The organism is Curtobacterium sp. TC1 (genome assembly GCF_019844075.1).
Taxonomy (GTDB): domain Bacteria; phylum Actinomycetota; class Actinomycetes; order Actinomycetales; family Microbacteriaceae; genus Curtobacterium.
In genome coordinates this window covers 679,798-699,760 of sequence record NZ_CP081964.1, presented here as the reverse complement: position 1 = coordinate 699,760, position 19,963 = coordinate 679,798, and the positions used below count along the sequence as shown (strand labels likewise).

The following is a 19,963-nucleotide window of genomic DNA, read 5'->3' as shown; positions in this document are numbered from 1 at the left end:
AGACCTTCTTGCGCCTCAGTAGGCATATGCCCTCACTTGCTTCCTCGAGAAATGCCTCGTGAAACCGACCAACGCGACCCCGGCGGCGACAGTAGTCACGAAGATCGGGCCACCGATGAAAGTAGCGTTGGTGACGTCCGTTGCCTGCAGCCCCGCTTGTGCCGTGATCCAGAGCAGGACGCCAGCACTGAACCCGATGGCAAGTTGCCCTGCCCACCACAGTGATGAGGCGCGTAGCGGGTGACTACCCTGGGCGATTTCCAACAGGAGGCGGTCGCGATGAAGAGACGTGTAACTACGCCATCGCAACGCCTGCACCAACCCGAGTACCAGTATCCCGAGAATCACGCCCGCTGAGATCGTCGTCAATTGCGTTCGCGCTTGATCGTCGCCGCGTTCGATCTGATCCGCGAGGGCGTCGAGAACATAAAGACTCGTGATCACACCCGAACCTTCCATCACCCGACGGGTTCCTTCAGCGGAACCGAAGATGAGCTCGCCGGAGGAACCAGCGGCCAGGTACATGCTGTCCGGCAGCAGCCGTGCAGCTGCGGGAACAACGACGATGATCGGTGCGTCCGAGTACAGAGCAGACCGATCACCGAGTGATCCGTACGTGAAAACTTCTCGCGCTCGGTATCGGCTCGTCACAGGTGTCGGATTGGGGCGCGAAAGACCAGGCTGGACGGAGGACTGGAACGACAACCAGTCCAGCCACGCGCGTTGAATCAACGACGTCTTCGCTTCCAAGGAGTCTGGGATGAGTAGACCCCACTCGCCGGGCCTGACATGACCAGAGAAAGGATCGCGAAACCCGACCCGATCGCGGCGGAGAAACTCTTGATTCACGACGATCGCATTATTTGAGACACTCGATGGAGAGTACTCGTGTCCGGAAGTACCACCCGCCTTCCACGCGAGGATCGAGACCCCATCTCGTTCTAGCTGCCGAGCCGCGTGCGCATAATCGGCTTCGACCGCATCGAAGTCGCTCCCCCGGGTCGTTGAGCCAAAGATCGTCACCACGCACGAACTGCATTGCGCTCGATCCGAGCGGGAACGATCGAGCGAGTTGCTTGCGACGACTCCGCCGATAAGGCTATCGAGGAGGACACTGACGATTGCAATTGCCGCAACCATCGACAATGACGAGGCCAGGTAGGTCCGTCGCCAGGGCCTCCACCGCGAGTAGGTAGGAAGATACCTCGTGGAGGGCGTCGAGGCAGATCCCGCGACTGTTCCACCAACGAACGTCGCTCCGAACAAGACACACGCAACCGCAGAGACGCCGATGAAGGTCTGAAGTTGTTGTGCACCGGTACCGACGTGGAGCACTGCAGCGGTACCTGCGACCGTGGCCGCTGACGCGAGTGCCACTGTCACGCCGAGCTTGACGGCGTCGGTGAACCGAGGGCAGCGCCTGCCGAAGGTGCGGGCCAAGGCGAGCGGCCTGATCCGGGACGTCGCGTGAGCGTATCCAAACAACCAGGACGCAAGCGCCACCAGAGCTGCAGTGGCCGGGAGCGCCGAAGTCATCCAGATGTATCGAAGGAGGGCAGGCCACCCGGTTGACTCGACCTGCACGGTGGCGCCGGATGCTCGAAGCGCGGAAACGACGCGGTCAGCGGCCTTGGGGGTCAGCGTGCTGAGATACTCTCCGCGGGCTGTGCCCCCGGGGTGATGAAGTTGAGTGACTGTGGTCGAGGTAAACCCGGCGTACCGTCGATCGGGGAATACTCGGTCAAACGCCGGCCTGTTGCCGATGATCGGTTTGACGGATCGAACGTTCTCCGATGAAGTCGGATCGACTTCGAAGCGGTAGATGTTTTCGCCATTCGTCGACGCATGGTGCTGAAGCGACCGCCATGTACCGGCGTCATCGGGCGTGTCCGTAATGATGAACCCGGACCGAGTGGACGCAAGAAACTGCGTGTCGAGACTCGCCGTCAGGCTGTATCCGACAAGAACCGCCGATGCGGCCGCAAGGACAACACCAAACGCGGCGAACCAGGACCTACGTCTCAACCGAGTCTCCTTGAGAGCGCGCGGCGGAGGACTGTGGCCCTTCCGCCGCGCGAAATTCTTGAGGACTACTTCTTGTCCCAATAGGCCGTGTTCCCACTTGCGGTCTTCAACGCCTTCGCGTGCGTTGTGACGCCACCGCCGGCCCAGCCGGTCTTGGCACACGCGGTTCGCGAACATGCCGTGGACCGGTGCTCTGCAGTCTTGTGGTAATAGTACGAATACGAGTAGCCGCCGCCGATACCGTATTGCCACTTGCCCCCGCCTACGTTCGCCTCAGCGAACGGCGATAGCCCAGCGGTCTCGTCGATCGTGATCTGCTCGGAGCCATTGATGGATGCGGACCCCCCCTGCGTGATGCCGACTGCATCCGTGCTGGCGGACGCCGCACTCGGTAGGAGCACTCCTACGAGGACCGCAGCGCCTACGGCTGCCATTGCGAGGGTACGGGGGCTTTCACTTGTTTGATGAACATGCTCGTCAGCATATTAGCTTCTACATTGAAATGGAAGTCTTCGGGCCTGCGGGTATGCGCCCCCAAGAGAAGCTGCATCTGGCACACTGCCGAGTGGACGGCCATCGCGCTCCGGCCCCGCGCCGGCCGGCGTCAGGCCCAGGTCTGCGGGTGGTGCTTGGCGAGCAGGAACACCCCGGTGATGGCGATACCGGCGGCGACCACGAACCCCACCTCCGCGAACCACGGCGCCCCCGAGGCCTCGCCGAGCACGATGACGCCGATCCCGACCGCGACGATCGGGTCGATGACCGTCAACCCCGCGATCACCAGGTCGGCCGAGCCGCTCGAGTACGCGTTCTGCACGAAGTACCCGCCGAGCGATGCCGCCACGACCACCCCGACGATCGCGAGCACCGTCAACCAGTCGAACGTGCCGTTCACGAACCGGTTCAGCACGACCTTCGCCAACGTCGCCACGAAGCCGTAGAGCACCCCCGCCCCGACGACGTAGTAGAGCGCACTGCGGTGCTTCGCGACCAGCCGGAACGACACCAGCACGAGCACCAGGACGACGGTCAGGATCGCCAGCACGATGAAGAGCTGCTGACGGGTAATCGCGCTCTCGTACCCGACGAACGCCGCGATCCCGACGAAGATGCCGACACCGATGATGCACGTCCACACGGCCCGACGCGCGCGACGACCGAGCGGCACACCCGACGACCGCGACGAGAACCACGTCGTGATGACCAGCGCCACGGCACCCAACGGCTGCACGACGATCAGGGGGGCGAATGTGATGGTGATGAGTTGGAGCACCACGGCGATGCCGAGCATGAGCGTGCCGAGAGCCCAGTAGCCGCTCGAGACGAGCCCGACCACGTGCCAGACACTCAGCCCCTTCGACTGCCGACCCAGACGCGCCTCGACCCGCTGCACCCCGCGGCTCTGGAACTGCGCACCGAGCGACAGGAACACCGCACCGATCAGCGCCACCGGGATCATCAGCCCCGCGAGCGCATTCACGGCCATCAGAGCCCTGACTCGATCGGCGAAACCGGGAGCGGTCGATGAAGTACCAAGACAGCCATCCCTCCACCAACGGGTTTTACAAGCGAGCGTCGGTCGTGAAACTCTACCGGTCGTATCTGACGTTCGTCGTCGACTTTCGATGGGCTCGGGGCGTGGCGTGGACGGTCAGGCGACGACCCCGTTCACGTAGAACCATCGTCCCTGCTCGCGGACGAACTCGCTCGTCTCCTCGAGCGTCCCGCGGTCGTCGTCGGAACGCCACCACGCGCGGAACGCGACCGTGCCCCGGGAGTCGAACGGGCCTCCCGAGGTCGTCGTCAGGATGTCCAACCGGGTCCAGCGCTGGGACGCGTCCAACTCGAGGGCCGCCGGACGGGTGCGCGGGTGCCAGGTGAGCAGCAGGTACTCGGGCAGGCCCAGTGCGAACGCGCTGAAGCGGGAGCGCATCAGGCGCTCCGCGGTCGGCGCGGCCGCACCGCGGTGCAGGGGGCCGCAGCACTCGCCGTAGGGATTGCCGCTCAGGCAGGGGCAGCGCGTCTCGTCGGTGACCACGCCGGAACGCTAGTCGACGATCGACAGCGTGACGGTGATGTTGCCGCGGGTGGCGTTCGAGTACGGGCAGATCTCGTGCGCGCGCTCGGCCAGGCGCTGGCGCTGCTCCTGCGGGGCGGCCGGTGCGTACACGTCGAGTTCGACCGCCAGGCCGAAGGCGCCGTTACCGGTGCCGCCGATGCCGACCTCGGCGGAGACCTCGGCGCCGGTGGTGTCGAGGTCGAGCTCCTTGCCCGCGGCGTGCAGCGCGCCGAGGAAGCACGCGGCGTACCCGGCGGCGAACAGCTGCTCGGGGTTGGTGCCCTCGCCGCTGCCACCCATCTCCTTCGGCGGGCGGGTGTCCAGGTCGAGCCGGTCGTCCTCACTGCGGACGTGCCCGTCGCGGCCGCCTCCGGTGGCGTGGGCGGCTGCGGTGTAGACGATGTCGAGACTCATGGAGCCGAGGTCATCGCGCTCACCTGGACGTGTGCTGCACGTGCCCGGGGTACCGGGACCGGGCGCCCGCGCGCGACCGTGCCGCCGGGCGTGTCCGCGGCGGGTGCCGCGCACTTCATGAGCAGAAATGGTCGGGTCGCGCGGGCGCACTCGACCATTTCTGCTCACGGAGTACCGACCGGCCGAGCCGCTCCGCGTCGCGCGCGAGTAGACATGAGACGTGTTCGGGATCGGGTGGCAGGTGTACCGGGAGCGGCTGCCCGCTCTCGTCAGCGTGCAGCGCCGCCGTCGCATCGTGCTCGTCGGCGGGATCGTGGCCGTCGTCGCACTGGCGGGACTCGTCGTCCTCGGACTGATCTTCGACGACGGCTCCGTCCCCGTCGCCGCTGCGATCGTCGTGGCGGTGCTGCTCGCCTCCGGCATCGGACTCATCGGCGCGTGCTTCGTACCGGTCGGGCCGAAGGGCTGGAACGTCCCGCCGATCCCGGGCATCGGCTGGCGTACCCAAGAGGCGATCGCCCGCTACTACCGCCGCAACCCTCCCGCGGTCGACCCGAAGCACCGTGAGGCCGTCCTGCACGGCATGCCCGAGACCCGCGACCTGCTGGTCCGGGCGGCGTTCCGCGGGTACCTGCTGCTGGGAGGGTGGGCACTCGCGTTCCTCGCGACCGTGCTCCTCAACGTGTTCACGATCTCGACGAACGACGACATCGTCGGTCTCTCCGCGGTCTGGATCCTCATCCCGGCGAGCGGTGCCGTCACCGCCATCGGGGGCATCCGCACCCTCGGCCGTCAGGAGCAGCTGCGTGCCGAGGCCGAGGCGCTCCCGCCCGTCCCGCCGACTCCGCCCGCTCGCGGGCGGCCCGGCACCCCGAAGGACAGCAAGCTCTCGCTGCCGGGCGACTGAGCCGTGTTCGCACTCGGTTGGCGGATCTTCTTCCGGCACGTCGACGACGTGCTGGACCCACGTCGTGTCCGCCGCGCAGCAGCGTGGTCCGGTGCAGCGGCCGCGGTCGTGTTGGTCGGCATGCTCGTCCTGGAGGCCCGGCTCGGCTGGACGGCACAGCCTCCGCTCCGCAGCGTGGCGGCCATCGTGCTGCTGGCGGCCGGCGTGGGCCTGCTCACGTTCGCGTGCTTCCCGACGCGGCGCCCGCCGGACCCCTCGGCGACGATCAACGGGCGGCAGGTGCGGGCTTCGTGGCAGAACTCGGTGCGGTGGTCGGTGCAGCCCTACCTGCTGCGACGGCCACGCCCTGTCCGTGCAGAAGACCGCGAGGCCGTCCGCACCGACACGGTCTTGCTCCGCCGCGGCCTGATCGGCACGCTCGCGCGGGTCACCCCGCTGCTGGGGGCCGGGGTCGCCACCCTCGGTGCCGGCCCGTTGCTCGAGGTCGTGCCCTGGTGGCCCGTGGCGTCCGTCGCGCTCTACGTCCTCGTGCTGCCGGAGTACGTCGTCCGCCTCGGCCGCGCCGAGCGCGCCCGGGTCGCCGCCGGCCCCGCCGAGTGAGCAGAAGACGTCGGGTCACCGCACAGCACTCGTCGTCTTCTGCTCACTCGAGGCGCCGGCGACTGCCCGCTGCCACCGGCCGCGCGACTGTCGGGGGCACGGAGCACACTGGGCGCATGTGTGGAAGGTTCGTCGTCTCCGACACCACGGCTGATCTGTTGCCCGAGCTCATGGGTGAGCTCGCGGCCCGGACCGAGCACGTCGACGAGGACACCGGCGAGGTGCACGCCGGCCTCGCCCCGAGCTGGAACGTCGCCCCGACCGACCCCGTGTACGCCGTCCGGCAGCGGCACGGCGAACGGGAGCTGCCGCAGATCAGCTGGGGCTTCGTGCCGAGCTGGGCGAAGGACTTCCAGAAGCAACGCCCGAAGCCGATCAACGCCCGCATCGAGACGGTCGCGACGAGCGGCATGTTCAAGCGGGCGTTCGCGACGAACCGGTGCATCGTGCCCGCGCAGGGCTACTACGAGTGGGTCGTGCGCGAGGACGGCAAGGAACCCCACTTCGTCCACGAACCCGGTGGCGCCCTGGCGATGGCCGGGGTCGTGAGCGCCTGGCCCGACCCCACGAAGCCCGAGGGCGACCCGGACAAGCGGCGGCTGTCGCTGGCGATCATCACGCGCGACGCCCACGTGGCCCCGGGCGAGGTGCACGACCGGATGCCGGCGTTCCTGACGCCCGACGGCTACGACGACTGGCTGCGCGGCGACGCCGGGGGCCTCGGCACCGACGACCTGCTGGCGCTCCTCGACCACGAGTCGCTGGCGGTCGCTGCCGGTCTGCAGCAGTACGAGGTCGCTCGCACCGTGAACAGCGTGAGGAACGACGGCCCGCACCTCATCGAGCCCGTGGCGTAGGACGCGCGGGATCGTCCGCCGTCGTCAGCGGTCGGCGAACCCGCCGAGCATCCCGGAGATGAACCGCTTCTGCAGGAAGAAGTACAGGACGACGATCGGGAGCGCGACGATCACCCCCGCCGCTGACAGCAGGGAGTAGTCGGTCAGGTGAGCGCCCTTGAAGAAGGCGAGCCCGAGCGGCGCGGTGCGGTGGTCCTCGCTGGTGATCAGGACGAGCGGCAGCAGGAACTCGTTCCAGGTCCACATCGTGATGAGCAGTGCCATCGTCATGATCGGTGCGATGGCCGCCGGAACCATCACGGTCCACAACAACCGCACGTCGCGCGCTCCGTCGAGCCGGGCCGCTTCGATGACCTCGCCGGGGAAGCTGCGGAACTGGCTGCGCATCCAGAAGATGCCGAACGCGAGCGACTGCGCGGTCTGGGGCAGGATCAGGCTCGTGTAGGTGTCAGTGAGGCCCACACTCCGCAGGTTGAAGTACAGCGGGATGATGAACGCCTCGGCGGGCAGCATCAGACCGGCGAGCATCAGGAAGAAGATGACGTTCGAGCCGACGAAGTCGAGTCGGGCGAACGCGAACCCGGCGAAGACGGCGAGGACGGTCGTGAGCACGACGACCGACACCGTCACCAACACGCTCGAGAGCATGTAGGACGCGAAGTGCCCCTGGTTCCACGCGGCGCCGAAGTTGCCGAGGTCGAGGGTGCTCGGCACGCTGAACCCGCCGGAGTTCTGTGCCGACGGGGTGACCGAGGACAGCAGGACGCCGATCAGGGGGATGATCGCGAAGAGTGCGAACAGCGACAGGATGACGTAGTTGACCGTCTTCTCGCGGACGGAGAGCCTCATGCGACGTCCTTCGGTTGGAGGCGGCTGATCAGGGCGGTCACGATCATGATCACGATGGTCAGCGACACCGCCACGGCCGCAGCGGACCCGACCTGGCCCGTCTGGAACGCCCGGTTGTACGCCTCGAACGCCGGGACGGACGTCGAGTTCCCCGGGCCGCCGCTCGTGGTGACGTAGACCAGGTCGAAGGTCTTCAGTGCGGAGACCACGGTCAGGGTGAGTGCAGCCGCGATCTGGCCGCGGAGCGACGGGAGCGTGATCGAGAAGAACTCCCGCGCCGAACCGGCACCGTCGATGCGAGCGGCTTCGAACAGGCTCGGGTGGATGTTGCCGACGCCGGACAGGAACAGCACCAGGCACAGTCCGACGTTCAGCCAGGTGCCGACGAACCCGATAGCCGGGAGCGCCGTGTCGTAGCCGCCGAGCCAGACCTGCGCGAACTGTCCGAGTCCGATCAGCCGGAGGCCGTCGTTGAGCAGACCGCCGGCGGAGTAGATCGACACCCAGATCGTGGCGACGACGACCGACGCGATCACCTGGGGCAGGAACAGGACCGTCCGGAAGAACGACATCCCGGGCAGGCCGTTCGCCCGCGAGATCAGTGCGGTCAGGAACAGCGCCACCGCGACGGGGATCGCGGCGTAGAAGACCATGAGCACCAGCGCGTGCCCGAACGACGCACGGAGCTGCGCGTCGGTGACGACGCCGACGTAGTTCGAGAACCCCGCCCACGTCGCCGCGGACAGGCCGTCCCAGTCGTAGAACGAGTACTGGATGCTCTGCAGGAACGGGACCCCGAGGAACACCGCGAACACGACGAACGCCGGCAGGATGTAGAGGTACGCGACGAGGTTCCGTCGCCGCTTGCGGACGCCGCTGGGCCTGGTCACCCCGGTGCTCGCGGTCACTTCTTCACGAAGCCGGTGTAGTCGTCCTGGAGCGTCTTCGTGAACTGCTCCGGGGTGGCCTTGCCCGCGACGAGGTCTTGCATTCCGGACGTGATGGTGTCGTAGAACGTGGGCGTGGCGTAGTCGAGGTACGGCGTGATGTCGTTCGAGCTCGAGATCGTCTTGTAGTTGCTCGTGATGTCGCCCGCGATGGTGCCGGCGGCGGGGGTGTCGTCGTCCGGCACCACGGTCGGCAGGTTGCCCTTGTCGACGAGGGTCGAGGCGGCCTTCGCGTTGGTGATGAAGTCGATGTAGGCAGCGGCGGCGTTCGCGTTCTCGGTCTTCGAGGTGATGGCCCAGGCCAGCCCCTCACCGCCCATCGTCACCGGTGTGGAGGCGCCCGCCGGGGTGAGCGCCGTGAAGCCGATGTCGTTCGCGCTGCTGGCTGCTTCGAGGGTCGCCTGGTACCAGGTACCGGTGATCAGGAACGCGGAGCCGCCCTTGCCGAACGTGCTGACGGCGTCGTCGCGGGAGACCCCGTTGGCTCCTTCGGTGACGTAGCCCTTGTCGACCCAGCCGGTGATGGTCTTCGCCGCCGCCACCTCGTCGTCTCCGGTCCAGCTGCCGGACTTGCCGGCGACGAGGTCGTTCACGGCGTCGTGTCCGGCGAGCGCGGAGAGCACCAGCCCGTACAGGTGGATGCCGGGGCTCTTCTCCACGTCGCCGTAGCTGAGCGGCAGGGCGCCGGCGGACTTGACCTTCGCCATGTCCGCGGTCAGTTCGGCCACGGTGGTCGGCGGGGAGTCGATCCCGGCGCGCTGCAGCACCGCCTTGTTGTAGTAGACGCCGACGAGTTCGCCGGTCTGCGAGACGCCGTACAGGTCGTCGCCCTGCCAGGTCGTGCCGTCGGGTGAGAACGAGTTGAGCTTGAGCAGCCCGGACGGGTAGTAGTCGTCCCAGCCGTAGAGCTTCGCGTAGTCGTCGACCGGGCGCAGGAAGCCGGCCTTCACGAAGGCGCCCATGTCGGGGTAGCCCTGGTTCGCCTGGACGACGTCCGGCGGGTTGTCGCCGGACAACGCGAGCTTCAGCGTCGTCTTCAGGTCGGCGAACGACCGCGAGACGCGCTTGATCGTGATGTCGGGGTGCGCCTTCTCGAACTCGTCGTTGAGCACCTCCTGCGCGTCGTTGATCCCGGTGTCGGTGTTCTGGTCCCAGACCGTGAGCGTCGTCTTGCCCGATCCGAGGTCCTTCGACACCGGGCCGAGGCTCTGGGACGCTGCGGGTGCTGCGGAGCCGCCCGGGGTGCACGCGGTCAGGCCGAGGGTGATCGCGGCAGCGACGCCGATGAGCATCGTCGTCTTGCTGAAGTGCTTCATGGTGGTCCAGTTCTGCGAGTGGGTGGGTGGTGCTCGGGATCAGGGGAGGAGGAACGACCAGTCGCCGGACGGGTCGGCGCTCCGGAGGAAGGCCCGGAGCTGCTCGGGACGCGGTGCACTGGCTGCGCCGCCGAGCCCGGTGACGGCGAACGCGGCGCTGGCGGCTGCGAACCGCAGCCGGGTCTCGAGTGGCCAGCCGTGGTGCGCACCGGCCATGAACGTCGCCACGAAGACGTCGCCGGCACCGGTCGGGTCGACGACGTCCACCGGGATGGTCGCCGCCTCGACGACCACGCCGTTCGCCGAGTCCACCGCGACGACGCCGGCGCCGCCGCGGGTGACGACGGCGAGCGGGACGTGTTCGCCGAGGGCCTTCGCGGCGTCCAACGCCGATTCGGTCCGGGTGTAGCGCATCGCCTCGACGTCGTTCGGGACGAAGACGTCGACCTCGGCGAGCCGGTCGAGGACTCCTCCGGACCACTCGCCGGTGTGGTCCCAGCCGACGCCACCGACGACCGTCGTACCGGCGGCGCGCAACCCTGCGACCCATGCGGGCAGGGGCCGTGCGATCCCGACGTGCGTCGCCGCGACCGGACCGATGCCGTCCGGTGCCGGGAGGGGGCCGAGTGGCTCTTCGTAGGTGATGAAGCTCCGGTCGTCCGGGCCGGTGAGGGCGACGGACACGGGGCTCTGGTGCCCGGCGACCAGCTCGAGCAGATCGGTGTCGAGCAGGGGTTCCGCCGTCAGGATCTGGTGCACGTGGCGGCCGAGCACGTCGTCACCGAGTCGACTCAGGAGCGCCGTCGGCGCCCCGGCCCGTGCTGCTGCCACGGCGCGGTTCGCGACGCCACCGGGCGTGACGGTGAAGGCGTCGGCGTACACCTCGGCGCCGAGTCGGGGAGCTGTGACCCCGGCGAACACCAGGTCGCAGAAGACGTCGCCGGCGAACAGCAGGATGCCTGGGGCGGGGGTCGGGCTCGCCTGGTGCACGGCTTCTCCTCATCGTTGCGGATCACCGGTGTGCAGGACGACCCACCTGGACGGATCCGTTGGTGATGCTCAAGCCTGCGCGATTGGTGTTGCGAGGACGTTACTTGATTGCACCAGATTTGTTAAGTCTGATCGAAATAAGAAACCAACTGCGCAACTCTGCGTGAGTTTGCGTGTCTTGCGATATGGTCGGAGCATGATCTTGCGAGAGCGGCAGAACCGCATCATCAAGGCACTCCTGGTCGACGGAGCCGCCTCGGTGCAGGAGCTGGCCGACGCCCTGTCGGTGAGCCCCGCCACGATCCGTCGCGACCTCGAGATGCTCGACCGCAACGGCGAGCTGGTCCGGACCTGGGGCGGCGCGGTCCTCGCGCCCCGCGCGACCGCGCAGGAAGACGACGACGGCGAGGCCATCGAGACACCCTTCGAAGAAGCCGGTGACCTCGACCTCAAGCGCCGCATGGCCGAGGCCGCCGCCGCGATGGTCACCGACGGCCAGGTGGTCATCCTGGACATCGGGACCACGACGCCGCAGATCGCCGAGCTCCTCCGAGGTCGCGACATCACCGTCATCACGACCAACCTCGCGGTCTTCGACGTCCTCCGCGACGACGAGGCGGTGCGGCTCGTCCTGCTCGGCGGCGTCGTCCGCCGCAACTACCGGACCCTCGTGGGCTCCCTCGCCGAGGCCGCACTCGAGCACGTCAGCGCCGACGTGCTGTTCCTGTCGTGCACCGGCGTCCGCGCGAACGGCCACGTCGTCGACAACATGGCCGTCGAGGCGCCCATCAAGCAGTCGATGATCGCGGCTGCCGACCGGGTCGTCCTGCTCGCGTCCGAACGGAAGTTCCCGGGGACCGGAGCCCTGCGGCTCTGCTCCCTCGCCGACGTCGACACGCTGATCACCACGACCGGCGCTCCCGACGAAACACTCGCACACAGCCGGAACGCCGGCGGAGAGGTCATCACCACATGAAGCTCTGCATCCTCGGAGGCGGCGGGTTCCGCACGCCCTACGTCTACCAGGCCCTCTTGCGGGACGCCGGCTCGCCCCGCGTCACCGAGGTCGCCCTGTACGACGTCGACGAGGTCCGCCTGCACGCCATGGTCGCGATCCTCACCGAACTCGCTGCCGGGTTCGAGGACGCTCCCGTCCTCCGACCCACCACCGACCTGCACCGTGCGGTGGAGGGCAGCGACTTCGTGTTCGCCGCCCTGCGCGTCGGCGGTCTCGAGGGCCGGCGGTGCGACGAGCACGTCGCGCTCGACCTGAACGTGCTCGGCCAGGAGACCACCGGCCCCGGCGGTCTCGCCTACGCCATCCGCACGGTGCCGGTGATGGTCGAGGCGGCGAAGGTCATCCGCGACCTCGCCCCGAACGCCTACGTGATGAACTTCACGAACCCGGCGGGCATCATCACCGAGGCGATGCAGACCGTCCTCGGCGACCGCGTGCTCGGCATCTGCGACACCCCGTCCGGCCTCGGGCGCCGGGTGGCCGGCATGCTGGGACTCGACCACACCCGCGTCCAGATGGACTACGTCGGCTTGAACCACCTCGGCTGGATGCGCCGCGTCATGTACGACGGCCGCGACGTCCTGCCGGAGCTGATGGCCGACGACGAGCGACTCGGGGCGATGGAGGAGGGCCACGTCTTCGGGCTCGACTGGATCCGCTCCCTCGGCGCGATCCCGAACGAGTACCTGTACTACTACTACTTCAACCGCGACGCCGTGCGGTCGATCGTCGGCTCCGGCAAGACCCGCGGCGACTTCCTCGCCGAGAGCCAGTCGGCGTTCTACGACCGGGCGACCGCTGCCGGGGACGGCGTCGCCGAGCTCTGGCGTGAGACCGTCGAGCGTCGCAGCGCGTCGTACATGGCCGAGGCCAAGGGCGGCACGCAGGACGAACCGGTCGACTCCAAGGAGCGCGAGACCGACCCGTCGCACCAGGGCTACGCGGGTGTGGCCCTCGGCGTGATGGCCGCGATCAGCCGCAACGAGCGCCAGACGATGATCCTCAACGTGCGGAACAACGGCACGATCACCGGGCTCCCCCGCGATGCGGTGGTCGAGGTCCCGACGATGGTCGACGCGAACGGCGTCCACCCGATGAGCACCGACCAGCCGGACCTGCACCAGATCGGGCTCATGTCCCAGGTGAAGGCGGTGGAGCGGCACACGATCGCCGCCGCACTCACGGGCTCGAAGGACGAGGCACTGAAGGCGTTCGCGCTGCACCCCCTGGTGGACAGCGTCAGCGTCGCCCGTGACCTCGTCAGCGGCTACGTCGCGCGCATCCCCGAGGTGGCCGCGGTCCTGACGCGGTGACCGCGGCAGGAAGACGGGAGGCCCGGATCACGTGCGCCTGTCGGCTGACGTGATCCGGGCCTCCCGGTCGACCGCTGTGGTCACGGACGCGCGCTGCGTCGGATCCCCGGGGCGGCTGCGATGCCCGCCGCGATGCGGCGACGCGTCACGAGCAGCACGCCGGTCAGGAGCAGTGCGATCGCCGCGAGGCCGAGGCCGACGAGGCCGGTCGCGCCGGTGAAGGCGAGCTCCGCGGTGTGGACCGCTGCCGCGATGCCGGTCGGGTAGGTGACCGTGATGGTCGCCGTCACCGTCTGGCCGTTGCTGTCCGTCACCGTGTACCCGATGAAGGTGGTGCCGGTGTGGCCCTCCGCCGGGGTGAAGACGACCTTGCCGTCGCGGACGGTCCAGGTGCCCTCGTGGCTGACGACCACGCGGTCGGACTGCTTGCCGGACTCGGGATCGATCAGGTGCACGGTGCCCGTCTCGAAGGTGGCGCCGCCCGAGGCGGAGTCGTTGTCGAGCGGGTCGATCGTGACCTGGTGCCCGACGGTCCCGGTGGCGGAGTCGTCCGTCGCGACCGCGGCGGCGACGACCGTCATCCTCGCGGTGGCGGTGGTGGTCTGCCCCGAGGCGTCCGTCACCGTGTAGGTGAAGGTGTCCGTGCCGGTGAAGCCGGCGGCCGGGGTGTAGACGTACGCACCGGTGCGCTGGACCGTCACCGTGCCGTGGGCCGGCTTGCGGTCCAGGGCGGCGGTGAGGCCGGTACCCTGGTCGTTCGCGAGCAGACCGTGAGCGGCGTCACGCGTGACCGGGGTGCCGGCGATGGTGTGACCGGCGTCCTTCGTCGCGTCGATGCCGACGGTGACGGTGACGGTGGCGTCGACCCGCTGACCCGAGGCGTCCTGCGCCCGGTAGGTCACGGTGTCGGTGCCGGAGAAGCCCTTCGCCGGGGTGTAGACGAACGTGCCGTCCGCGGCGATCGAGACCGTGCCGTGCTTCGCCGTGCCGGAGGTCACGACCGTCAGGTCGGTGCCGTGGTCGTTGCCGAGCACGCCGGGGCCGGCGACGGTGATCGACTTGCCGGCCTTCGTGGCTGCCTTGTCGTCCGCTGCCGTCGGGGTGACGTCGATCACGACGAGCGCGAGCGCGGTGTGCCCCTCGGCGTCGTTCGCCGCGTAGGTGAACCAGTCACGGCCGGACCAGTCCGCCGGCGGCGTGTAGACGTACGAGCCGTTCTTCGCCAGCGCGAGTCGCCCGTGCTGCGGCTTCGTCTCCATCGATGCCCACAGGCCGGAACCGGAGTCACCGACGAGGACGCCGTTCGACGACGACGTGCGCATCACCTGGTTGGTCGGCATGGTGTGCCACTGGTCGACGGCGGCGACGCCGACGAGGACCGTCACGGTCGCCGTCGTGGTCTGCCCGGCGCCGTCGGTGACGGTGTAGGTGAAGGTGTCCGTACCGGAGAAGCCCTTCTTCGGTGTGTAGACGAGCGAGCCGGGCTCGGCGCCTGCGGTCACGACGCCGTGCGCGGCGGGACCGTGGCCGGTGACCGTGAGCGTGGTGCCGTGGTCGTTGCCCGTCAAGGTGGTCCCGGTGATCGGCAGTGCCGTGCCGGCGGTGGTGTGCAGGGCGTCTGCGACCGCGACGGGTGCGACCGTCACGGTGACGGTCGCCTTCGCGGTGCCGCCGGTCGGGTCGGTCACCGTGTAGGTGAAGGTGTCCGTGCCGGAGAAGCCGTCGGCCGTCGTGTAGGTGACGGTGCCGGTCCCGGTGATCGCCGCGGCGCCGTGCCCGGGCTCGGTCACCGCGGTGACGGCGAGCTTCGTGCCGGAGTCGTTGCCCGTGACCGCGACGTCGACCGGGATCGAAGCGGTGGTGGTCGCGGTGTCGGCGACGGCCTTCGGGGCGACGACGATCGTCACGGTGCCGGTGGTGGTGCCGCCGGCGCCGTCGGTGACGGTGTAGTCGAACGAGTCCGGACCGGAGTACCCGGGCTTCGGCGTGTAGGTGTAGCCGCCGTCCTTGTCGACGACGACGTCTCCGTGCGACGGCTCGGTGTTGTCCGTGACCTGCAGGTCGGTGCCGGTCGCGCCGTCGAGCACGCCCTTGTCGGCCGGCACGGTGATGGAACCGTCGGCGTCGGCGGTGGTCGAGCCGCCCGCCGTGACGGGGGTGACCCGGACGGAGACGGTGCCGGTGTTCGTGAGGCCGTTGCGGTCCGTGACCGTGTACGTGAACTCGTCGGTCCCGGAGAAGCCCGGCTTCGGCGTGTACGTGACGGTGCCGTCGTCGTTCCGGACCGCGGTGCCGTTCGCGCCGCTCGTGCCGACGGGGATGTCGAGCACGGACAGGCCGGTGCCGTGGTCGTTGCCGGTCAGGTCGGCCGAGGTGACCGTCGTGCTGCCGCCTGCCTTGACCGTGATCTCGTCCGGCTCGGTGCCGGGCGTGACCGTGATGGTCACCACACCCGTGGCCGTCCCGCCGGAGGGGTCCTTCGCCGTGTAGGTGAAGGTGTCCGTGCCCGAGAAGCCGTCCTTCGGGGTGTACGTGTACGACCCGTCCGCCGCAAGCTCGAGGTCACCGTGCCCGGGCTCGAGGTCGACCGTGGCGGTGAGCTTCGTGCCCGCGTCGTTGGCGAGCACGCCCTTGCGGTCGTCGCCGTCCCCGCCCACGGTCAGCGTGGTGCCGGCGGTGGCGGTCGCGGTGTCCGGGGTGGCCATCGGGCCGACGACGACGGTGATCGTGCCGGTCGTGGTCTGGCCGGAGTCGTCCCGCACCGTGTAGGTGACGGTGTCGGTGCCGGAGAACCCGGGCTTCGGCGTGTACGTGATCGTGCCCGTGGCCGGGTCGATCGTGACGTCGCCGTGCGTGGTGCCGTCGGCGTCCGGCACGGCGGCCGCGTCGGTGACGGTCAGGCCGGTGCCCGCGTCGTTCCCCGTCAGCGTCGCGGGTGCGATGGTCGTCGCCTCGCCGGACTTCGTCGACACGGTGTCGCCGTTCGCGACCGGCTTGACCGTGACGGTGACCGTCGCCGGGCCGGTGGTGACCTCCGCGCCGTCGGTCACCGTGTAGGTGAACGAGTCGGTGCCCGAGAAGCCAGCCGTCGGCGTGTAGTCGACGGTGCCGTCCTCGGCCACCACGCCGGTGCCGTTCGAGGGGCCGGTGACGATCGTGGTGACCAGGTCCGAGCCGCGGTCGTTGTGCTGCACGTCGACGTTCACCGGGGTGCCGGCGTCGGTCGTCGTGGCGTCGTTCGCGATCGTCGGGTTGACCGTGATGGACACCGTCGCGGACGTCGGCGCACCGGCGGTGTCCGTCGCGGTGTACCGGAACGAGTCCGTGCCCGAGAAGCCGTCGGTCGGCGTGTAGGTGATGGCCCCGGTCGCCGTGTCGAGGGTGAGCTCGCCGTGGGCGGGCTTCGTGTTCGACGAGACGGTCAGGCCGGTGCCGAGGTCGTTGCCCAGGACGCCGGTGGCGCGGGTGCCGGCGGTGTAGGTGGTGCCGGCGGCGACGCGGACGGTGTCGTCCTTCGCCAGCGGGGCGACCTGCACGGTCACGGTGACGGTGTCGGTCCCCCCGTTGCCGTCGGTGACCGTGTACGTGAAGGAGTCCGGGCCGGAGTACCCGGTGGTCGGGGTGTACGTGTAGCTGCCGTCCTTCGCGACGACGACGTCACCGTGGGCGGGCTTGGTGCTGCCCGTCACGGTCAGGTCCGAGCCGAGGTCGTTGGCGAGCAGGCCGGGGGCGGTGCCGGGGGTGCCGGTGCCGGGGGTGCCGGTGCCGCTTCCGCTGCCGCTGCCGCTTCCGCTGATCGGCGAGCCTGCCGTCGCGGTGACGGTGTCGGCGACCGCCGTCGGCAGCACCGTGATGGTGACCGTGCCGGTGATCGTCGCGCCGTCGCCGTCCTTCGCCGTGTAGGTGAAGGAGTCCGGGCCGGAGTACCCGGCAGTCGGGGTGTACGAGTACGAACCGTCCTGCTCGACGGTCAGGTCGCCATGGGCGGGCTTCGTGTTGTCCGTGACCGTCAGGCCGGTGCCGTGGTCGTTCGCGAGCAGACCCGTCTTGGCGTCCGCAGTCGCGGTCTGGCCGGCGTGCACGCTGAACGCGTCGTCGGTGCCCGCCGGGGCGACGGTGATCGTCACGGTGCTGGTCGACGTCTGGCCGGACGAGTCCTTCGCCGTGTACTGGAAGGTGTCCGTGCCGGAGAAGCCGTCGGCCGGGGTGTACGTGTACGAGCCGTCGGGGTTCACCGTCGCCGCGCCGTGGGCCGGTGTCGTGTTCGACACGACGGACAGTCCGGTGCCGCTGTCGTTCGCCAAGACGCCCTTCGCGGGCACGGTGAGCTTCGTGCCGTTCGGCGTGTTGCCGGTGTCCGAGGTCGTGGTCACGTGGGTGGCCTTGAGCGTGTTGGTGAAGGTGACCATGACGTCGGTGCCGTCGGCGGTCGTGGCGGCGGGGAACGTGAAGGTGCCGGTGTTCCCCTTGCCGTCGGCGACCAGCGCGCCGGTCGTCTGGTTCCGTGCCACCCACGACGTGCTGTAGTTCGCCAGGTCGGTGGTGCCCGAGGCGGTCTGCGTGACCGTGTAGTCCTTGTTCGGCGTGCTCAGGACGGCGCCGGCGCGCTGCGACTGGGTGCCGGTGTCCTTGCCGGTCGTCGTCGCCGAGGTGCCGGGCTTCGTGGGGTCGATGCCGCCGCCGGAGATGGCGAGGCCGAACTGGTCGACCGCGTTCCAGCGCTTGTCGACGCTGGCCTCACCGGTGACGGTGTCGGCGTAGTTGCAGCTGGCCAGGTCGGTGGCGGCGTAGTTGCCGACGATCGGGAAGCTGCGGACCTGCGCACCCGAGGTGGGGTCGAGCTGGTAGATCGTGGTCGTGGACACGTTGTTCGCCGTCACGGTGTTCGACACGTACAGGTAGCCGTCGGACGAGAACGCGATGCCCGGGCTGCTGGTGCCCGCCGGCAGGGTCGCGATCGCGGAGGTCGACATGGCGGTGTTGCCCGGGGCGCTCGGGACCTCGTCGGTGTTGACGCGGTAGACCGTGTCGGCCGCGACGACGAAGAACAGGCCGCGCGAGCTGAACGCGAAGTCACCGTTGCCGGACTTCAGGCCGTTGATCTGACCGACCTGGCCGAGGTACGTGCTCGTGGCCGGGTCGTAGGCGCCGAGCCACCCGGCGTTGTCGCCGTAGTAGTAGATGCCGTTCTTCGGGTTCACCGCACCGCGGATCACGACGCGCTTCTGGTCCGTCGTGATCGGGTCCGACGCGGTCCCGTCCTTCGGGTTGAACTGCCGGAGCGTGGCGCTGACGTTGTTCGACGCGGCGAACATCGACAGGCCCTCACGCGAGATACCGAGACCGTTGTTCGCGCCGGTACCGAGGTTCGTGACGTCGGCGGTCGTGCCCTTGGAGTCCCCCGTGGTGATGTCCACCGCGACGACCTTGCCCGTGCTGTCGATGGCGTAGAGCGTGTTCTGGTCGCACACCAGTGCACCGTTCGAGATCGCGGTGACGGCCGAGGCCGGCTCAGCCGCGATGACCGCAGTGGTGGTCGAGAGCCCGGCGCCGACGAGCAGCGCGGCGCCGAACATGGCGACGGTTCGGACGCCGAAGCGGCGTCGAGGCACAGCGGTGCCCTGGGAAGCAGGCAGCATGATCACTTTCGGGTCGAGACGATGCGAGCGCCTGATCCACGGCCGTCGGTTCAGGGAGGACGGGCGGTGGCGCCGGGTCGATACTGGCAGGTCTCGATACCGAAATGGGGACGGGACGGGTCCCCAATAGGGGGGACCACTCGTTGTGGGGGTAGCAGCCCCTCAGACCCGCGTCACCCGCTCGGGGCACACGAAAACCCCACCGGATCCGGTGGGGTTTCGGGGTTCGCGGGGCTCAGCGCGTCAGACAGCCTGCCGGATCACGTCCGGCAGCAGCACGTGCAGCCGCTCGGCGAGGCGCGTCTTCGCCTCGTCGAGGGACCGGAAGTCCCCCACGTACTCGCCGAACGTGTCGGCGACGAAGAAGTGCGTGCCCTGGCGGTCGACGGTGCCGCCGTAGTACCCGCCGTAGTTGGCGACCCAGAGGCCGGTGTCGGGCTGCGCCCAGCTGATGCGGACGCGCTCGGGCGCCGTGTCGGCGACGACCTGCGCCTCGATCTCGGCGATGACCTCGATCGTCCGGGTGTCCAGCGTCACTTCGGCCTGCTGGGGGTGATCGGTGGTCATGCTCATGGTGGTGCTCCTTCGGGCTGTGCTGCGTACTGGTGCTGCGGGCGTCGCGGACGCCGATGGTGCTGGGTGGTGCGGGCGCTGACGGCGCCGGCGGTGCGGTGGCGCCTACTCGACCGGTCGGATGACCGACGGGAGCATCACGTGGAGCTGGTCCTCGAGCTTGGTCTGCGCTTCTTCGAGCGTGGCGAACTCACCGACGACGAGGCCGAAGGTGTCCGAGGCGACGAACCGGCCGTCACGCTTGTCGACGCTGCCGCCGAAGTACCCGCCGTAGCCGGCGATCCACTCGCCCTGGTCTTCCTGCACCCAGGTGACCTTGGCGCGGGTCGGACGGGTCGACGTCGCTGCGGCGGCTTCGAGGATCGCGATGGTGTCGACCGTGTCGGTGTCGAGGGTGACCTCGGCCTGCGTCTGGTTGTTGACGATGGTGGTCATGTCGCTCTCCTTCACGATCCG

General features: G+C 69.0%; 17 protein-coding genes. 5 read left to right on the top strand and 12 right to left on the bottom strand.

All coding sequences use genetic code 11. The annotated features are described in order from the left end of the window. Positions 1–15 precede the first annotated feature (15 nt). The 5 genes from KZI27_RS04470 to KZI27_RS04450 all read right to left on the bottom strand — a co-directional run bounded on the left by KZI27_RS04470 (position 16) and on the right by KZI27_RS04450 (position 4,498). Complete coding sequence (locus KZI27_RS04470) at positions 16–2,202, bottom strand: hypothetical protein (protein ID WP_222661530.1); 2,187 nt, start codon at positions 2,200–2,202, stop codon at positions 16–18. Next, positions 2,091–2,459, bottom strand: coding sequence for a lactococcin 972 family bacteriocin (locus KZI27_RS20430; RefSeq protein ID WP_222659489.1), 369 nt, complete (start codon positions 2,457–2,459; stop codon positions 2,091–2,093). The genes KZI27_RS04470 and KZI27_RS20430 overlap by 112 nt, the downstream gene beginning before the upstream one ends. A gap of 170 nt (positions 2,460–2,629) precedes the next feature. Beyond that, complete coding sequence (locus KZI27_RS04460) at positions 2,630–3,511, bottom strand: DMT family transporter (protein ID WP_222659488.1); 882 nt, start codon at positions 3,509–3,511, stop codon at positions 2,630–2,632. Positions 3,512–3,676: 165 nt separating this feature from the next. Then, positions 3,677–4,063 (bottom strand): YchJ family protein, encoded by a 387-nt coding sequence (locus KZI27_RS04455; protein WP_222659487.1) that lies wholly within the window; start codon positions 4,061–4,063, stop codon positions 3,677–3,679. Positions 4,064–4,072: 9 nt separating this feature from the next. Beyond that, positions 4,073–4,498, bottom strand: coding sequence for an organic hydroperoxide resistance protein (locus KZI27_RS04450; protein WP_123310325.1), 426 nt, complete (start codon positions 4,496–4,498; stop codon positions 4,073–4,075). 220 nt (positions 4,499–4,718) lie between these two features. On the opposite strand from KZI27_RS04450, the gene KZI27_RS04445 reads away from it, so the two are divergent. The 3 genes from KZI27_RS04445 to KZI27_RS04435 all read left to right on the top strand — a co-directional run bounded on the left by KZI27_RS04445 (position 4,719) and on the right by KZI27_RS04435 (position 6,862). Beyond that, a complete protein-coding gene (locus KZI27_RS04445; RefSeq protein ID WP_222659486.1) occupies positions 4,719–5,405 on the top strand; it encodes a hypothetical protein in 687 nt (228 codons plus the stop codon). A 3-nt stretch (positions 5,406–5,408) separates the two neighbouring features. Further along, complete coding sequence (locus tag KZI27_RS04440) at positions 5,409–6,005, top strand: hypothetical protein (protein ID WP_222659485.1); 597 nt, start codon at positions 5,409–5,411, stop codon at positions 6,003–6,005. Positions 6,006–6,121: 116 nt separating this feature from the next. After that, positions 6,122–6,862 (top strand): SOS response-associated peptidase, encoded by a 741-nt coding sequence (locus KZI27_RS04435; RefSeq protein WP_222659484.1) that lies wholly within the window; start codon positions 6,122–6,124, stop codon positions 6,860–6,862. Positions 6,863–6,886: 24 nt separating this feature from the next. Here KZI27_RS04435 and KZI27_RS04430 read toward each other — a convergent pair whose 3' ends face one another. Genes KZI27_RS04430 through KZI27_RS04415 form a run of 4 tightly spaced genes read right to left on the bottom strand, consistent with a single transcriptional unit; the run spans position 6,887 to position 10,964 of the window. After that, entirely contained in the window at positions 6,887–7,711 is an 825-nt protein-coding gene (locus tag KZI27_RS04430; protein ID WP_222659483.1) for a carbohydrate ABC transporter permease, read from the bottom strand. Further along, positions 7,708–8,601, bottom strand: coding sequence for a carbohydrate ABC transporter permease (locus tag KZI27_RS04425; RefSeq protein ID WP_261784092.1), 894 nt, complete (start codon positions 8,599–8,601; stop codon positions 7,708–7,710). The genes KZI27_RS04430 and KZI27_RS04425 overlap by 4 nt, the downstream gene beginning before the upstream one ends. Positions 8,602–8,615: 14 nt before the next feature. Beyond that, positions 8,616–9,974, bottom strand: a complete 1,359-nt coding sequence (locus tag KZI27_RS04420; protein ID WP_222659481.1) for an extracellular solute-binding protein — start codon at positions 9,972–9,974, stop codon at positions 8,616–8,618. A 39-nt stretch (positions 9,975–10,013) separates the two neighbouring features. Next, positions 10,014–10,964, bottom strand: coding sequence for a carbohydrate kinase family protein (locus KZI27_RS04415; protein WP_222659480.1), 951 nt, complete (start codon positions 10,962–10,964; stop codon positions 10,014–10,016). A 196-nt stretch (positions 10,965–11,160) separates the two neighbouring features. On the opposite strand from KZI27_RS04415, the gene KZI27_RS04410 reads away from it, so the two are divergent. Together KZI27_RS04410 and KZI27_RS04405 are read left to right on the top strand one after the other, a co-directional pair. After that, complete coding sequence (locus KZI27_RS04410; protein ID WP_222659479.1) at positions 11,161–11,940, top strand: DeoR/GlpR family DNA-binding transcription regulator; 780 nt, start codon at positions 11,161–11,163, stop codon at positions 11,938–11,940. Beyond that, on the top strand, positions 11,937–13,295 hold the full coding sequence (locus tag KZI27_RS04405; RefSeq protein ID WP_222659478.1) for a 6-phospho-beta-glucosidase: 1,359 nt from the start codon (positions 11,937–11,939) through the stop codon (positions 13,293–13,295). Before KZI27_RS04410 ends, KZI27_RS04405 begins: the two co-directional genes overlap by 4 nt. An 80-nt stretch (positions 13,296–13,375) precedes the next feature. Here KZI27_RS04405 and KZI27_RS04400 read toward each other — a convergent pair whose 3' ends face one another. The 3 genes from KZI27_RS04400 to KZI27_RS04390 form a co-directional block, all read right to left on the bottom strand. Continuing rightward, positions 13,376–18,934, bottom strand: a complete 5,559-nt coding sequence (locus KZI27_RS04400; RefSeq protein WP_222659477.1) for a beta strand repeat-containing protein — start codon at positions 18,932–18,934, stop codon at positions 13,376–13,378. Between the two features lie 243 nt (positions 18,935–19,177). Next, entirely contained in the window at positions 19,178–19,507 is a 330-nt protein-coding gene (locus KZI27_RS04395) for a hypothetical protein (RefSeq protein WP_123310333.1), read from the bottom strand. A gap of 105 nt (positions 19,508–19,612) precedes the next feature. Then, complete coding sequence (locus tag KZI27_RS04390) at positions 19,613–19,942, bottom strand: hypothetical protein (RefSeq protein ID WP_123310335.1); 330 nt, start codon at positions 19,940–19,942, stop codon at positions 19,613–19,615. Positions 19,943–19,963 lie beyond the last annotated feature (21 nt).

What these genes read in the sequence shown, in the direction of transcription:
- KZI27_RS04470 (WP_222661530.1), bottom strand. Translation starts at nt 2,202, where the DNA reads ATGTTCGCGAACCGCGTGTGCCAAGACCGGCTGGGCCGGCGGTGGCGT.
- KZI27_RS20430 (WP_222659489.1), bottom strand. Translation starts at nt 2,459, where the DNA reads ATGGCAGCCGTAGGCGCTGCGGTCCTCGTAGGAGTGCTCCTACCGAGT.
- KZI27_RS04460 (WP_222659488.1), bottom strand. Translation starts at nt 3,511, where the DNA reads ATGGCCGTGAATGCGCTCGCGGGGCTGATGATCCCGGTGGCGCTGATC.
- KZI27_RS04450 (WP_123310325.1), bottom strand. Translation starts at nt 4,498, where the DNA reads ATGAGTCTCGACATCGTCTACACCGCAGCCGCCCACGCCACCGGAGGC.
- KZI27_RS04435 (WP_222659484.1), top strand. Translation starts at nt 6,122, where the DNA reads ATGTGTGGAAGGTTCGTCGTCTCCGACACCACGGCTGATCTGTTGCCC.
- KZI27_RS04430 (WP_222659483.1), bottom strand. Translation starts at nt 7,711, where the DNA reads ATGAGGCTCTCCGTCCGCGAGAAGACGGTCAACTACGTCATCCTGTCG.
- KZI27_RS04420 (WP_222659481.1), bottom strand. Translation starts at nt 9,974, where the DNA reads ATGAAGCACTTCAGCAAGACGACGATGCTCATCGGCGTCGCTGCCGCG.
- KZI27_RS04410 (WP_222659479.1), top strand. Translation starts at nt 11,161, where the DNA reads ATGATCTTGCGAGAGCGGCAGAACCGCATCATCAAGGCACTCCTGGTC.
- KZI27_RS04405 (WP_222659478.1), top strand. Translation starts at nt 11,937, where the DNA reads ATGAAGCTCTGCATCCTCGGAGGCGGCGGGTTCCGCACGCCCTACGTC.
- KZI27_RS04400 (WP_222659477.1), bottom strand. Translation starts at nt 18,934, where the DNA reads ATGCTGCCTGCTTCCCAGGGCACCGCTGTGCCTCGACGCCGCTTCGGC.
- KZI27_RS04395 (WP_123310333.1), bottom strand. Translation starts at nt 19,507, where the DNA reads ATGAGCATGACCACCGATCACCCCCAGCAGGCCGAAGTGACGCTGGAC.
- KZI27_RS04390 (WP_123310335.1), bottom strand. Translation starts at nt 19,942, where the DNA reads ATGACCACCATCGTCAACAACCAGACGCAGGCCGAGGTCACCCTCGAC.